The sequence below is a fragment of the Streptomyces aquilus genome (genome assembly GCF_003955715.1).
Taxonomy (GTDB): domain Bacteria; phylum Actinomycetota; class Actinomycetes; order Streptomycetales; family Streptomycetaceae; genus Streptomyces; species Streptomyces aquilus.
The window spans coordinates 9,870,035-9,884,170 of sequence record NZ_CP034463.1; the positions used below are offsets into that span (position 1 = coordinate 9,870,035).

At 70.0% G+C, this 14,136-nt stretch carries 11 protein-coding genes and 1 pseudogene; 6 read left to right on the top strand and 6 right to left on the bottom strand.

Features of this window, described 5'->3' with window-relative positions; all coding sequences use genetic code 11:
• Positions 1 to 270: 270 nt before the first annotated feature.
• A complete protein-coding gene (locus tag EJC51_RS48050; protein ID WP_143660861.1) occupies positions 271 to 426 on the top strand; it encodes a DUF6131 family protein in 156 nt (51 codons plus the stop codon).
• Positions 427 to 629: 203 nt separating this feature from the next.
• On the opposite strand, the pseudogene EJC51_RS49655 reads toward EJC51_RS48050, so the two are convergent.
• Positions 630 to 749, bottom strand: a pseudogene (locus EJC51_RS49655) (spore photoproduct lyase family protein); the annotation flags it as partial.
• Positions 750 to 1,125: 376 nt separating this feature from the next.
• Between EJC51_RS49655 and EJC51_RS45095 the strand changes: the two are divergent.
• Together EJC51_RS45095 and EJC51_RS45100 are read left to right on the top strand one after the other, a co-directional pair.
• Entirely contained in the window at positions 1,126 to 1,419 is a 294-nt protein-coding gene (locus EJC51_RS45095) for a hypothetical protein (RefSeq protein WP_126276418.1), read from the top strand.
• A gap of 241 nt (positions 1,420 to 1,660) precedes the next feature.
• Positions 1,661 to 2,449, top strand: coding sequence for a polysaccharide lyase family protein (locus EJC51_RS45100; protein WP_126276419.1), 789 nt, complete (start codon positions 1,661 to 1,663; stop codon positions 2,447 to 2,449).
• A 340-nt stretch (positions 2,450 to 2,789) separates the two neighbouring features.
• Here EJC51_RS45100 and EJC51_RS45105 read toward each other — a convergent pair whose 3' ends face one another.
• Positions 2,790 to 3,149, bottom strand: a complete 360-nt coding sequence (locus EJC51_RS45105; protein ID WP_126276420.1) for a DoxX family protein — start codon at positions 3,147 to 3,149, stop codon at positions 2,790 to 2,792.
• Between the two features lie 194 nt (positions 3,150 to 3,343).
• Between EJC51_RS45105 and EJC51_RS45110 the strand changes: the two genes are divergently transcribed.
• The gene (locus EJC51_RS45110) at positions 3,344 to 4,195 is read left to right on the top strand and encodes a LysR family transcriptional regulator (RefSeq protein WP_244363230.1); all 852 of its coding nucleotides are present in this window, start codon (positions 3,344 to 3,346) and stop codon (positions 4,193 to 4,195) included.
• A 619-nt stretch (positions 4,196 to 4,814) separates the two neighbouring features.
• Here EJC51_RS45110 and EJC51_RS45120 read toward each other — a convergent pair.
• Together EJC51_RS45120 and EJC51_RS45125 are read right to left on the bottom strand one after the other, a co-directional pair.
• A complete protein-coding gene (locus EJC51_RS45120; protein ID WP_126276422.1) occupies positions 4,815 to 5,006 on the bottom strand; it encodes a hypothetical protein in 192 nt (63 codons plus the stop codon).
• A 78-nt stretch (positions 5,007 to 5,084) separates the two neighbouring features.
• Positions 5,085 to 5,840, bottom strand: coding sequence for a class I SAM-dependent methyltransferase (locus tag EJC51_RS45125; protein ID WP_126277418.1), 756 nt, complete (start codon positions 5,838 to 5,840; stop codon positions 5,085 to 5,087).
• A gap of 228 nt (positions 5,841 to 6,068) precedes the next feature.
• Here EJC51_RS45125 and EJC51_RS45130 point away from each other — a divergent pair, with 228 nt between their 5' ends.
• Positions 6,069 to 6,290, top strand: a complete 222-nt coding sequence (locus EJC51_RS45130; protein ID WP_244363232.1) for a hypothetical protein — start codon at positions 6,069 to 6,071, stop codon at positions 6,288 to 6,290.
• Between the two features lie 8 nt (positions 6,291 to 6,298).
• Here the strand turns inward: EJC51_RS45130 and EJC51_RS49685 are convergent, their stop codons facing one another.
• Positions 6,299 to 6,712: a phage terminase small subunit gene (locus EJC51_RS49685; RefSeq protein WP_483025186.1), complete on the bottom strand. Its 414-nt coding sequence runs from the start codon at positions 6,710 to 6,712 to the stop codon at positions 6,299 to 6,301.
• 532 nt (positions 6,713 to 7,244) lie between these two features.
• Positions 7,245 to 7,649, bottom strand: coding sequence for a hypothetical protein (locus tag EJC51_RS49465; protein WP_341870717.1), 405 nt, complete (start codon positions 7,647 to 7,649; stop codon positions 7,245 to 7,247).
• A gap of 156 nt (positions 7,650 to 7,805) precedes the next feature.
• On the opposite strand from EJC51_RS49465, the gene EJC51_RS45150 reads away from it, so the two are divergent.
• Positions 7,806 to 14,099, top strand: coding sequence for a non-ribosomal peptide synthetase (locus EJC51_RS45150; protein ID WP_126276423.1), 6,294 nt, complete (start codon positions 7,806 to 7,808; stop codon positions 14,097 to 14,099).
• The last annotated feature ends 37 nt before the right edge of the window (positions 14,100 to 14,136 follow it).

Here is a 14,136-nt window from a genome sequence, read left to right on the forward strand (position 1 = left end):
CTGGCCCGCCATGCCGCAGCGCAGCGGATCAGTGCTGCTGGCCCAGGGCAGCGTGAGCGCCGCGTCATAGGCGTCCCCAGCGCCTTGTGACGCGGACGAGGCATAGCCGGTCCCTGCGGGACGCCGTCGGACGCATCGATGCCGGTGATGCCGCAGGATCCGCCGGGCCGACTGATGGACAGGGAGCGAGCGGCGGGTTCGGTCAGGTGGCGTGATCAGGCTGCTTCGGGGCATTCGGGAGCTACGGCAGGTCACATCAGGAGGTAGATCATGATCGCGCTCGGCATCATTCTTCTTATCGTCGGTTTCCTCACCGGCATATCGATCCTGTGGACCCTCGGCATCATTCTTGCCGTGGTCGGCGCCGCCTTCTGGGTCATGGGTTCCATGGGCCACGCGGTCGCCGGTCGACGCCACTATTGGTGACCGTACCGTTCACCGGTCGATGCCCTCGTGGTGACGGGCGTCGCCTGCAAGGCGGGCCTTGTGGGGCAGGGGTTCTTGAGACAGCGAAGGACCCTTGTCCCCGCGGGGCGGGGAGCGCGCGCTTGCCCTGTTCGAGCTCGGGCTGCCACAACAGGTCCTCGGCGCGGGGGTGCGGGTGCAGCCGAGGTTGACCTCTCCTGGCATCCGGGCCATAGGGCGACGGGGGAGAGGTTGAAGTGGACTTCGTACCCGGCGTCCGCGAAGTCGGCCGCGTCGGCGATGCGGTCGGCCACCGCCGAGGTCCGCAGGTCCAGTAGCCGGGCACATCGGCTGATGATGCGCGTGGCTCGCCGACCAGGAAACCCGCCGCCCGGACGGCCGGCGGCGCAGCCACCAGTGCTCTCATGCCGGCTGTACGTCTTCATGTCTCATTGCGACATAAGTCGCAGTGAGACATATGCCCCAAAGGGACGGAAGGCAGGCAATAGCGGGTGCTCTCGCGCTCTGCCGACTTTGGGGTTGACCGGCTTGGCCGTCGAACCGTCGGAGCCGTCGAGGCCGTCTGGTGGGGTGGACGCGGGTCGGCTCACGTGGCCGGCCCGTCGCGCCGCTCTGTGTGGCTGCCGGCGCCCTTGTGGATCTTTATCCGTGGGGCTCGACGAGCCGCTGTCGGGCCGCCACTAGGGTGGGCGCATGTCTGTGAACATCCATCTCTACCTCGACATCGAGAACCTTGCCTCCGCTGAGGAAGCCGACACGGTGGGGGTGACAGTGGAAGAACTCTTCAAGGAGCACGGGATCGAGTCGTGGATGTGGGTGGGTGTTTTCCATGACCCGCCCAAGGTTCTGACGAGCAGTGAGCACGGGCCGATCATCATCACGGGGTTCGGGAGTTGGTCCGAGCAGTTCGAGTCCGATGTCACCAAGGCGATCGGCGCCGTCGCACCCAAAGCCCGCATCGACCTGAACTGGGACTACCCGGACGAGGCGTGACGGGGCGTGCAAGAGGCCCCGCCTCAACGGTGCGGCAGCGAGGAGCGGTTGGCCGGAAGTGAGCCAAGGGGTGTGCGCCGATCGGTCTGGACCATTGACCCGGACTCGTCATGACGGCACCCTGAAGCCCGTCGACGGACGTGTGGCTGAACGACCATCACATACCTGAACCGACTGGGTAGGTGACCCTCCCGCGTCCCCGCGCACCGCCACCCCCCGGCTCACGACGAGGTGAACGCTCATGAGCACCACGCGAAGGAAGCTCCTCGGCTACGCACTCGGCGGCGCGGCCGCCACGACGGTCGGCCTCCCCTCCGCTCCCGCACACGCCGCCTCCTGGCAGCTGAAGTGGTCCCCCTCGGCGAGCAGCGACGGACTCGGCGCCTTCGAGACCGTCGAGGACGACCGCGCCGGCTCCCACCCCTCCGGCGCCCCGCACATCTACACCACGGGCAACAACTGGCGCTTCACTATGCACACCGTCGACCGCGACACCTCCACCGACCGGCAGCGCCACGAGGTCACCGGCCTGCGCCTCGGCAGCGGCAGCAACTACCTCCGGTGGACCGAAGGTCAGTCGTGGCGCCTCACGTACTCGATGTACATACCGAGTTCCCTGAAGGCGACCACGAGCTTCACTCACATCATGCAGATGAAACAGCCCGGCACCGGCTCCTCGCCCATCGTCGTGCAGTCGTTGCGCCGCGTGAACGGCGTGCAGACCATCGAACTCAAGCAATTCACCGACGACATCCTCGTCGGCCGCACCGAACTGGAACCCCTCCAGGACCGCTGGATCGACGTGGACTTCCAGATCAAGATCGGCAACGGCTCGGCGGGCTCCCTGCGCTGGATCCTCAAGAACGGCTCGACCACCGTCATCGACAAGTCCCGCACCGGCATCGACACGTTCCTCGCCGACCGCGTGCGCCCCAAATGGGGCATCTACCGCTCCCTGGGCGACACTTCGGGCTCCCTTCAGAACTGCTATCTGCAGCTCAGCAACCTGCGCGGCTACCAACTCGTATGACGGGCAGCGCAATTCGGAGGTGAGCGGACGGGGGAGAGGATGACAGACCGCCCCGATCCGGCCGCCGGCGATGCTCGCGCCAACTTCATCCGCGACAGGGCCCACCGCGAGGTGCCGATCGGCGTCGACTCCCTGGAAGAGGCCTACGCCCCTACATCACGCAGGCGCTGCCGGAACAGGTTCTCTGCGATCTAGATCCTCAGGTCGTCGACGGGGCCGCTGCCGTCCATCCCGCGCTGCGCCGAGTCGGATGCACCGGGTCCTCAGCGCCGCCGGTCTGTGACGAGGGGCCGGCCAGTGCGTCATCCGCGCAGCCGGCCCCGTCCGGCGTGGCGGCCGGTCACCGTCCGGTGGCCAGCCAGACGGTCACAGCCGCGGTGGCGAGGAGCCCGATGTTGAGGGTGACGCGGCGGTCCTCGCCGGTCAGGTGCACGGGGATGGCGCCGATCTGCAGCAGCACGAAGCCGGCGGCCGCGGCCACCGCCAGCGAGGGGGCGATGCCGGTCAGCGGCGGCAGGATCAGTCCGACGGCGCCGAGTATCTCCACCGCCCCCAACACCCTCACGACGGGCATCGGCATGCGGTCGACCCAGGCCATCATCGGCCGGAGCCGATCGCGGTCGCGGAGCGCCTTCAGCGCTCCTGAGTAGAGGTAGAAGAGGGCGAGAACCCCCGCGACGATCCAATAGGCGATGTTCATGATTCCCGTTCACGGGCCACCGGATATCGGCAGCCCCGTCGATGCGGTCGATCGGCGTCTTCGTCGAAAGCGCCCTGGAGAAGGTCCGGTTGCGGGCGGCCTCAGGTGGCCGTGCCCATGAGTGGACCGCCTGGGCCCCGCCGGCGTCCAAGACCCGTTCCGTGGCGCCGATACCCGATGAGTATCGTTGCAGCGTGGAGCTACGAACCCTGCGCTATTTCGTGGCGGTCGCCGAGGAGTTGCACTTCGGCCGGGCCGCCACCCGGCTGCACATGAGTCAGCCGCCGCTGAGCCGGGCGATCAAACGGCTGGAGACCGAGGTCGGGGCACCACTGTTCGTCCGCTCGTCGGTTGGCGTCACCCTCACCACGGTGGGCACGGCGCTGCTCGACGAGGCGCGGGCCCTGCTCGACCACGCCGACCGCGTCCGCACACGGGTGAGTGCGGCGGCCGGCAACACCACCCTCACCATCGGCATCCTGGGCGACGGCACCGATCCGGCCGTGACCAGGGTGGCCGCCGCCTACCGCCGACGCCATCCCGGCATCGACGTCCGCATCCGCGACACCGACCTGACCGACCCCACGTGCGGGCTGCGCGCCGGGCTGGTCGACGTCGCCCTGACGCGGGCCCCGTTCGACGAGACCGCTCTGACGGTACGTACGTTGCGGGCTGATCCGGTCGGCGTGGTCCTGCGCGCCGACGACCCGCTGGCCCGCCGCGACCGGCTCCGCCTGGCCGACCTGAACGACCGCCGCTGGTTCCAGTTCCCACAGGCCACCGACCCCGTCTGGCAGTCGTACTGGAACGGCGGCACCCCGCGTGAGGGCCCCGTCGTACGCGTCGTCCAGGAATGCCTGCATGCCGTGCTGTGGAACGGCACGGTCGGCCTGGCCCCGCTCGGCCACGACCTGCCCGCGGAGTTCGCCGTCGTACCGCTGACTGACATGACACCGAGCCGAGTGGTGGCGGTATGGAACGAGGGCGACACCAACCCGTTGATCCGGTCCTTCATCGAGATCGCGACCACCGCGTACCGCCACTGAGCACCGGCGACCGGTGCCGTTGCAACTCGGGCTCTGGCTCAACTTCTGCGCTCCGGTAACAATCAGTCCCCTTACGAGGGCGGCGGAGTGCGTGCGATGTGGTTTTTGGGTTGGCGTGGCACGACCTGGTTGTGACAGGGGCGGACGGTCCCGACAACAGGTGCCGCCGGAGCGCCCGAGGCCTCTGTGGCCGAACCAGCGGGAGTAAGAGGCGGCTCACGGGGTGGCCGCACGCGTGACGCGCGAACGGCGTCCTGAGCAGACCCCGCTGGATCCGGTATCGCATGGTGACGCGCATCCGTCACGCCAGCAGCACGCTCTTGCGCAGGAGGTTGAAGCCGGCGCGGCCGAACATCTGGCGCTTGAGCATCTTGACCCGGAGGACGTGCCCTTCCGCCCGCGCCCGAGCTCCAGGGCAGGGGCAATCCGGCGATGGCGATGGCGATGGCGATGACGGGGTCGAGGTCGCGGTCGATGCTCGGGACACTGGGTGCGGGACGGCCTTGAGTTGGAGTTGTTCGGCCTCGGTGAGGCTTTCCGGGCGGCTGAGGATCCATCCCGAGACCGTTCGGCGTTACGTCGGCGGGGCGATCATGGGCCATGGTGATGTGCGCTTCGTCTACAGGTAGGTACGGACGCGCTGATAGCTGCCCTTGTAGCCGAGCGGCACGATCTCCTTCCACAGCTTCCACGCGTTGATGAAGCCCTCGTTCCAGCGGTCGTCCAGGTAGGGCTTGTAGTCATCGAGAACCGACGGCCTACCGCCGCCTGATCGACGAGCACTCCTCGTCCGAGGCGTTGCGTTGGCCACTTGAACCCGCACCGATGAGAGGGCGTAAACGTCCTGCGAGCAACCGCGCGGTCCGGCCAGGGACTGGGAGTCGGGTGTTTATACCTTGCTCGCGACCACCATGTAGTTCTCGGCCTCAAGGTCGAACGTGCTCAGTTCCGTCTGGAGTCCCACCCGGTGCAGGTCGGCTTCGAGTTCCTCGTACCGATAGGGCCAGCAGGACAGCACTTCCGAGCGCACAAGAACCAACCCGGTCGCATCAACTTGGGCGATCGCAATCTCGATGTGGTGCTCCTCCTCCCAATGCGGCGCAATCTCCCAGCGGTAGACCACGACGGCATCGCGACCGTTCCGGCGGACGAGTCGGTCACCGATCTCCAGCCGGGAACCTCTGGCCCTCACGAGTTCCCAAGTGCGCGATGTGAGTACCAAGCGCCCGCCGGGCCGCAGAAGCCGTGACATCGACTCCAGAGCAGCACCCCTGCCTGTCGCGCCCGCGGCGTGGTGAAGCGAGTTGCCAACGCAGAACACCATGTCGAACGTCTTGTCCTGGAAATGGTCGGGCAACTCCTCCCAGTTCGCCCGTACGGCCCGGACGGATGCCCCGAACTCCTCAGACAGCTCTGCGGTCCGACGAACCATCGCCTCGCTGGCGTCAGTTGCGACAACCTGAATGCCACGACCGGCGAGGCCAACCGCCAACTGCCCGGTTCCGCACGAACAGTCGAGGACGTGAGCGTTCGGCGGCAGGAGTTCGAGGACGTCGTCGAACGACGCAGCGAACTCGGCTGGAGGCAACTTTGCATCCGAGATGAGCCATTCGTACACCTCGGCAAGCACGTCATAACCTGTCACGGCCACTACCTCCGTCACGCGGCGGACTCACGGTTGACGTCAGTCCATCAGCGGAGCAAGCCGGGCACCAATGGTTTTCGCCAGGATGCTCTGACGGCGTTTGTGGGTTGTCAGTTGTCCGTCTGAGTGGGTTCTGGTCCAACTTCTGTGGAGCTCTCACGCTGTAACGTCTCGGGACTGGATGGCCCTTCATGACGTGTTGACGGACCTGTTTGGGATCATTCCCGCATGGACTTCGGCCTCTCTCCGCCGATCGGTGTTGGCCCGTTGCGGATCGGTATGGATCGGCAATCGGCCAACACGGCGCTGGACTCGCTCCGCGTTCTCTCTGCGGTGTCGGAGTCCGAACGCCCGGGTCAGCACGTCTTCCGTACCAGTGGACTGATGATCAGCATTCACTGCACGCGAGACATGCTTGAAGCCGTTGAGCGCGTCTTTCATCACCTCTGACCTGCTCCTTAGCTTCTTCTTGAGCTCGGTCCTGCTGGCACGGCCTGGCTACTACGACACCCCCTGCTCAGGCCGCGGAGCGACTCCAGCAGAGCTCGTGACGAGCCCGTCAGGATGCCATCAGGACTCGTTTCCACAAGAGGCTGAAGCCGGCCCGGCCGTACGCTTCCCCGACTTCTTGTAGTAGGCGAGGTCTTCGCGCAGTGAGTACGCGAGGGCCCAGTCGCTCGCCTGGCAGAAGTCGGCTTGGCGGACTCCTTCAGGGCGTCCCACAGGTGCTTCGCGATGGGGTGCCAGGTGCGATCACCGTTCGGCACCTTCGTGGGCCGGGCGATGCCGCGCGTCACCGACTGGACATCTCCGCCCTTGCGTTCGCGCGGCGGGCGAGGTCGGCATCCCGGGTTCGGTACGGGGCCGAGCATCGGCTTCACCTCCAACCCGCATGAGCTAGCCGTGAGTTGTGTATCGTCGGCTCCAGCATCCTGATCGAGGGGTGCCACTGCCCAGGGCTTTGCGACCTGGGGGGTGCTTGTCAGTGTGGCCGTGACCCCGTGACGCAGGGGCCATCTGGCACCGGCAGATAGCACCCAGGTGAGAGGCGGGCGAGCCGCCTCTGTGCTGAGACGGAGGAACAGCTCAACCCGGCGTTGGCACCGCCCGAGGATGATTGCGTGCGTCGGCAGTCTCTCAGTTCACGAACCACGAAGTCGGTGGTCGAACTGAGGCTGCCCGCTTCCAGTTCGACCCAAGGAGAACTGGAAGGCGCTGAAGCAAGTGGACTGGAATTCCCTTACCTTGACCGTTCTTGCGGTCTTCGGTCTGCTGAGCCTGGTCGTAACGTTGCTCGTTCAGCTCGTCAAGCAACTTCCCGAACTCATCCGCGCGGTCCGCGAGATGCTGACCGCCCTCAAGCCGGATGGCGAGGGCGATGAGAGCACCACAGGGGCAGGGGGGTCAGAACGTCCCACCCGTCAGGAAGTGCGCGGAGAGCCAAGCCAGGAACGCGACCAAGGCGAGGCGGCGTAGTCGGGTGGTGCGGTCCGGAACGGTGTCCTTCGAGGTGTGGAACCACTTCCAGACGTGTTCGGACAGGCTGTCGCCCGGCTGCTTCCGGTACAGGGCGGCGCCCTCGATCACGCAGAAGGCGGCGGTCCAGCCGGCCCATGCGGCGGTGAACATGGCCACCTCCTGCATGAGGCCCGGATGGGCCTCCGTCCGCCTGAAGGGGTTGTCGATCCGCCGCCGTTGCGCGGCGAGCGCGAGGGCTCCCTCGCGGGAGGACTTGGCCCGGTGATGCCACCCGCAGAGCGATCTCAGGTTGGCTTCTCGGTGGTCGTCACCGGGCACGATGTGGTCCACGTCCGTAGCCGGTTCCTCGCAGCGCTGCCCGTACTGATCGCACGACCCGACAGCCGGTCCGGCAGCGCGTTCTGCGTGCGGTGCTGCGTCTTCTTCCCTATGGGCCTCCTGGCCGCCGACGGCAGGCTGCTGCAAAACACGGCTTGGAGGCTCACAGTGACAGCAGGACCGGCCCCCGAGAGGGCTCTGGACGGCGTCGACTCCCGCACCGCATCCTTCGCCCAGCGCCGACTGTGGTTCATGGACCAGCTCGCCGGCTCCTCCAGCGGGTCGATGCTCCCGCTGGTCCTGCGGCTGAGCGGTTCCCTGGACGTGGACCGGTTGCACCGGTCGTTGTCCGCGATCGTGGACCGGCACGAGGTGCTGCGCTCGAGGTTCACCGCCGTCGACGGTGAACCCGTTCAGCTGGTCGACGCCCCGGCCGGCATCGTCCTGGAACGCGCCGAGGTCAGTGGTCCGGACGAGCTGTACCGGCGCTACCTCGGCCGGCCCGTCGACCTGGCCGCCCAGCACCCGGTCCGTGCCGTCCTCGCACGCGTCGCGGCGGACGAGCACCTGCTGCTGGTCGAGGTGCACCACATCGCCGTGGACGGCTGGTCCTGGGGCGTCCTGCTGGAGGAACTCGCGGCCGGGTACCGCGGTGAGGCCGTCGCCGCCCCTGCCGTCTCCTACAGCGACCTGGCCCGCGCCCAGCGGGAACGGCTGCAAGGCCCGCGGCTGGAGCGCATGCTGGCCCACTGGCGGGAGCGCCTGTCCGGTCTCACCGCGCTGGATCTGCCGACGGACCGGCCGCGACCTCGCACCTGGGACGGTGCGGGAGACGTCGTCCGCTTCGATCTGCCCGCCGACGTGGTCGCCGCCGTCGACTCCTTCGCCCGTTCCCGTCGTGCCACCCGGTACATGTTCCTGCTCACCGCCTACCAGCTGCTGCTCGGGCACTGGGCGGGCCGCGACGACGTCGCGGTGTGCAGCACCCTGGCCGAGCGGTCCCGGCCCGGCGCCGCCGGACTGATCGGCCCGTTGGTCAACACCGTCGTCCTGCGTACCGACCTCGGTGCCGCGCCGGGCTTCGGCGGCCTGCTGGAGCGGGTGCGCAGCCGCGTTCCGGTCGATCTCGCGCACGCCGAGGCACCGTTCGACCTCGTCGTCGGCGCCCTCGGCGGTTCGCGTGACCTGTCCCGGCACCCGCTCGCACAGGCGTCGTTCACCCTCCTCAACGCGCCGATCCAGCCGGTGCGGATGCCCGGCATGGACGTCTCCCTGGTCGAACCGCCGCTGTCCGAGACCCCGTTGGACGTCTTCCTCGACCTCACCCTGCGGGCGGACGGCAGTATCGCCGCGCTCCTGCAGTACGCCACCGCTTTGTTCGACGCCGCCACCATGAGCGTCTTCGCCCAGGCCTACGTCGCCCTGATCCGGGCTGTGCTCGCCTCTCCCGAAACGCCGGTACGGGAGCTGGTCCGGTCCCTTCCCACGCGGCCGGGTGCGCTCGCCCGACCCCGTCCCGCCTGGCACGGCGCCCCCGACCGTCCCGCCGGTCCGGCACCCGACCTGGCGTTCTCCGGCGATCCCTCAGCGCCCGCGCTGCGGTGCGGTGACGAGAGCGCCACATATGCCGAACTCGAGGAGATGACCGGTGGTCTGGCGGCCGCGCTGCGTGCCGCGGGTGTCGGCCCGGGGGACGCGGTGGGCGTCCTGCTGCGCCGGGGCCTGTGGTCGGTGGCGGCCATCGAGGGCATCTGGCGGGCGGGCGGCGCCTATGTGCCGCTGGACCCCGAACTGCCCGCCGAGCGGCTGCGGTACATGGCCCGGGAGGCACAACTCGCCTGCGTCCTCACCGACCCGGTCACCGCGCCGGATGCCGTCGCCCTCGCCCCGGTCCGCGTCGACGTCAGCACCGTCGCTCCGTGCGCGGACGGACCTCGCCACCGGCCGCACCCGCGGGAGCTGGCCCACGTCATCTTCACCTCGGGATCCACCGGACGACCCAAGGCGGTAGGTGTCGAACACGCCGCGCTCGCCTCCCACGTGGCCGCCGTCCGCGCCCGCCTCGGCATCACCGCCGCCGACCGCGTCCTGGCGTTCGCCTCGTTCTCCTTCGACGCCTCCCTCGACCAGGTGCTGCCCGCCCTCACCACGGGCGCGGGCGTCGTCATGCGGCCCGATGAGCCGTGGCTGCCCACCCAGGTCCCCGAGATCGTCCAGCGGCACGCCCTGACCGTCGTCAATGTGCCGCCCACCTACTGGGCCGAACTGACCCTCTCCCTGGACCGCCGCCTCGCCGCCGCCCTCGGCACTCTGCGCCTGCTGGTCCTGGGCGGCGAGGCCGTCCCGCCCGACACCCTCGCCGCGTGGCGCGCCGCCGTCCCCCATGTCCGCGTCTGCAACGCCTACGGCCCCACCGAGACCACGGTCACCGCCACCACCTACGACGCCGACGACCCGCCCGCCCACACCGTGCCCATCGGCCGGCCGCTGGGGGAGCGCCGCGTGTACGTCGTCGACGGCGACGGGGAGCCCGTTCCGGTCGGCGTGGGAGGCGAACTCCTCATCGGCGGGACGGAGGTGGCGCGCGGCTACCTCGGGCAGCCGGCGCTGACCGCGGACCGTTTCGTACCCGACCCGTTCGGGCCGCCCGGCGGACGCCTCTACCGCACCGGCGACATCGTGCGCTGGACACCCGGCGGGGACCTGGAGTTCCTCGGCCGCCGCGACGACCAGGTCAAGATCCGCGGCTTCCGCATCGAGCTCGGGGAGGTGGAGACGGTGCTGCGGGCTTGCCCGCTGGTCGCGCAGGCCGCCGCCCGCCCCGACCGCGCCACGGGCCGCAGCCTGATCGGATACGTGGTCCCCGCCACGGACGCGGAGACCGTTCCCGACCGGGCCGAGCTGCGTGCCTGGTGCGCGCGGCACCTGCCGCAGCACGCCGTCCCGTCGGACTTCGTCGTCCTGGACGCACTGCCGGTCGGTGTCTCCGGCAAGCTCGACCGGTCCGCGCTGCCCGATGCCGCCCACACCCGCACCGCGGCCGGCCCCGCCTACGCCGCCCCGCGCGACGAAACGGAGCGGATCGTCGCCGAGGTGTGGGCCGACGTCCTGGGCCTGGACCGGGTCGGGCTGGACGACAGCTTCTTCGACCTCGGCGGCCACTCCCTGCTCGCCACCATGGCCGTCTCCCGGATCGCCCAGCGCCTGGGGCGGGAGGTCGAGCTGCGCACCGTCTTCGAGCACCCCACGATCCGAGGCTTCGCCCCGGTGGTGGCCGACGCCCGCGTCTCGGGAGCAGGCGAAGTGGTGCCCGTCGACCGGGACCGGCCTCTGCCGCTGTCCTTCGCCCAGGAACGCCTGTGGTTCCTGGACCGCACCTCCGACACCGGTGAGTCCTACCTGCTCTGGTACGCCTGGCGCATCCGCGGCGGCCTGGACCGAGCCGCCTGGCAGCAGGCCCTGGACGACCTCGTCGCCCGCCACGAGGTGCTGCGCACCGCCCTCATCGAGAGCGAGGGACGCCCCGTGCAGGAGGTGTGCGCGCCGGTCGGCGTACCGCTGCACTGGGAGCGGGTGCCCGAGGCCGCCGACGGGCAGGACCGGGTGGCGGAACTGCGCCCGCGCGCCGCGGCGTTCGCCACCCGTCGCTTCGACCTCGCCAGGCCGCCCCTGCTGCGCTCGGGCGTGTGGGAACTGGCCGACGACGACCACGTCGTCCTCATCAGCCTGCACCACGCGGTGACCGACGGCTGGTCCAAGGGCGTTCTGCTGGACGAACTCGCCGCGCACTACCACGCCCGTCTGCGGGGCGAGCGCGCCGCGTTGCCGCCGCTGCCCGTGCAGTACGGCGACTTCGCCGTCTGGCAGCGCGACCGGGCCGACAGTGGCGCCATGGAACCCCAACTGGCCTACTGGGAAACCGTCCTTGACGGCGCGCCGGTACTGGACCTGCCCACCGACCGGCCCCGTCCCGCCGCGTTCACCGGCCGGGGCGGCGCCGTCGAGATCGAACTGCCCCGGGACCTCGTCGACCGTGTCGACACCCTGGCCCGGTTGCACGGGGCCAGCCGCTTCATGGTGCTGCTCGCCGCCGCGCAGGCGGTGCTGGCCCGCTGGACCGGCCAGAGCGACATCTCGGTCGGCACGCCCGTCGCCGGGCGCGACCGGCTCGAACTGGAGCCGCTTGTCGGCTTCTTCGTCAACACGGTCGTGCTGCGCACGGACCTGTCCGGCCGGCCGACGCTCGCCACGCTCGTCGACCGGGTCCGTGAGGTGGTCCTCGGCGCCTTCGACCACCAGGAGGTCCCCTTCGAGCAGGTCGTGCAACGGCTGCGCCCCGAACGCGACCTGTCCCGCAATCCGCTCTTCCAGGTCATGGTCGACGTCCAGGACAGCTCGGGCGGGGGCTCCGCGCTGCCGGGCCTGGACGCCACCGACCTTGCCCTGCCGTGGAGTTCGGCCAAGTTCGACCTGACCGCGACCTTCGTGATCCGGGACGCCGGTTTCGCGCTCAACGTCGAGTACGCATCCGACCTGTTCGACCGGGCCACCGCCCTTCGCTTCGCCGACCACGTCGGGCGCCTGCTGCACACGCTCCTGACCACTCCGGACGTCCGCGTCGACGAAGCGCCCCTGCTCTCGGCGGACGACCGCCGCGAGCTGCTGGCGGCCGCCGGTGATGACACCGCCCCGTCCCCGGCGTTCACGGTGGCGGGGCAGCCGGAGGCGTCGGCCGTCGGCTGCGAGGACACCGCCCTCACCTACGCCGAGCTCGACGCCCGCACCGCGGGAATCGCGGCCGCGCTCGCCGACGCGGGAACGGTCCCCTCCGACGCGGTCGGTGTCTGCATGGGACGGGGCGTGGAATCTGTCGCGGCCATGCTCGCCGTCTGGCGGGTGGGCGGTGTCTACGTCCCGCTCGACCCCCACCTGCCGACCCCGCGTCTGCGGCACATGCTCCAGGAGGCGGGCGTGCGGTACGTGGTGTGCGACGCCCGCACCCAGGACACCGTCGACGCCCTCGGCGTGCGGTCGGTCAGCGCCGACGACGCAGCACCGCGTGCCGACGGTCCGCGCCACACGCCCCGCCCGGACGACCTCGCCTACGTCATCTTCACCTCGGGCTCCACCGGTCGGCCCAAGGCCGTCGGCGTCGAACACCACGCCCTGGACGCCCATGTCGCCGCCGCCCGCGAGCTGTTCGAGCTGACGGACCGGGACCGGGTGCTCACCTTCGCCTCGACCTCCTTCGACGCCTCCCTGGAACAGATCCTGCCCGCGCTCAGCGTCGGAGCGAGCGTGCTCGTGCGGCCCGACGAGATCTGGGCCCCGGAAGAGCTGGCCGACCGGGTCGCCGCCGCCGGGATCACCGTCATGGAACTGACCCCGTCCTACTGGGCGGAGGTCGTGGCGCGCCTGGACGTGCTGGCCCCCCGACTGGGCACGCTGCGGCTGCTGGTGACCGGGGGAGAGGCACTGCCCGCCGATCCGCTGGAGCGCTGGTTCGCCCACCTGCCCGGGGTCGCGGTGGTCAACACCTACGGGCCCACCGAGGCGGTCGTCTCCGCCACCGCGCACACCCTGCGGGCCCGGCCGGAGGGCAGGGTGCCCATCGGCCGGGCACTGGGCGGCCGCCGCACCTACGTCGTGGACACCCGCGGCGAGCTGGCCCCGCACGGTGTCCCCGGCGAACTCCTCGTCGGCGGACCGGAGCTGGCCCGTGGCTATCTCGGCCGGCCCGCCCTGACGGCCGAGCGGTTCGTGCCCGACCCGCACGGCGGAGCCGGAGCCCGCCTCTACCGCACCGGCGACATCGTGCGCCGACTGCCCTCCGGAGAGCTGGAGTTCCTCGGCCGCAACGACGACCAGATCAAGATCCGTGGTTTCCGGGTCGAACCCGGCGAGGCCGAAGCGGTCCTGCGCGCCCACCCGGGAGCGCGCGGCGCCGCCGTCCTCGTCCGCACACTGCACGGTGAGCCCGCGCTGGTCGGCTACGTCGCGGGCGACGGCCTCTCCGAGGAGTCCCTGGCCACCCACTGCCGCGCCCACCTGCCCCACTACCTCGTCCCGTCGGCGTTCGTCCTGCTCGACGCCCTCCCGCTGACCGTCCAGGGCAAGCTGGACACCGCGGCGCTGCCCGCGCCCGAGGTCCGTGAGGCGCACCCCCTCGTGCCGCCGCGGACTCCGGCCGAGACGGTCGTCGCCCAGATCTGGTGCGAGGTCCTGGACCTGCCCCGGGTCGGCGTCCACGACGACTTCTTCGCGCTGGGCGGCCATTCCCTGCGCGCGGTGTCGATCGCCTCGCGGCTGCGGATCGCCTTCGACTGCGCCTTCCAGGTCCGGGACCTGTTCGAACACCCCACCGTGGAGCGGCTCGCCGCCGAGGTGGAACGCCGCTTGCTGGAGCTGATCTCGCAGATGAGCGACGACGAGATCGACCTGTCCCTGACCGCCGACCTCTGACCATCCGCAGATCTTTCACCGTCCGCCGGCCGTGCAG

What these genes read in the sequence shown, in the direction of transcription:
- EJC51_RS48050 (WP_143660861.1), top strand. Translation starts at nt 271, where the DNA reads ATGATCGCGCTCGGCATCATTCTTCTTATCGTCGGTTTCCTCACCGGC.
- EJC51_RS45100 (WP_126276419.1), top strand. Translation starts at nt 1,661, where the DNA reads ATGAGCACCACGCGAAGGAAGCTCCTCGGCTACGCACTCGGCGGCGCG.
- EJC51_RS45105 (WP_126276420.1), bottom strand. Translation starts at nt 3,149, where the DNA reads ATGAACATCGCCTATTGGATCGTCGCGGGGGTTCTCGCCCTCTTCTAC.
- EJC51_RS45130 (WP_244363232.1), top strand. Translation starts at nt 6,069, where the DNA reads ATGGACTTCGGCCTCTCTCCGCCGATCGGTGTTGGCCCGTTGCGGATC.
- EJC51_RS49685 (WP_483025186.1), bottom strand. Translation starts at nt 6,712, where the DNA reads ATGCTCGGCCCCGTACCGAACCCGGGATGCCGACCTCGCCCGCCGCGC.